We start from the raw sequence: 300 nt of genomic DNA, 5'->3' as shown, positions 1-300 counted from the left end.
CCGCCACCTCCCTGCCACTGGTGCTGGCCGGACTGCTGGTCTTTATCCTGGCCAATGTCTTTCCCGTGGTCGGCCTGGAGGCCGGTGGCGTGCGCACCGCCACCACCTTGCTCGGCACCGCCTGGCAACTGGCCCAGCAGCAGATGCAGCCGGTGGCGCTGCTCATCCTGCTTACCGGCGTGCTGTTGCCCGGCCTGGAGCTGCTCTGCCTGCTCTATCTGTTGCTGCCGCTGTCGCTGGGCCATGCGCCACCCGGCTTTGCCATGGTGATGCGCCTGGTGCGCAGCCTGCATCCCTGGG

1 protein-coding gene is annotated in these 300 nt (G+C 68.3%); it reads left to right on the top strand.

Translation table 11 applies throughout. From position 1 onward, the window contains the following. Positions 1-300 (top strand): paraquat-inducible protein A (locus JHD64_RS22555; RefSeq protein ID WP_199055799.1); only part of this gene is annotated, 300 nt, incomplete at both ends.

Origin of the sequence: Aquitalea sp. ASV15 (assembly GCF_016429115.1) — a bacterium.
Lineage (GTDB): Bacteria > Pseudomonadota > Gammaproteobacteria > Burkholderiales > Chromobacteriaceae > Aquitalea > Aquitalea magnusonii.
This window is presented reverse-complemented; position numbering and strand designations above follow the sequence as displayed.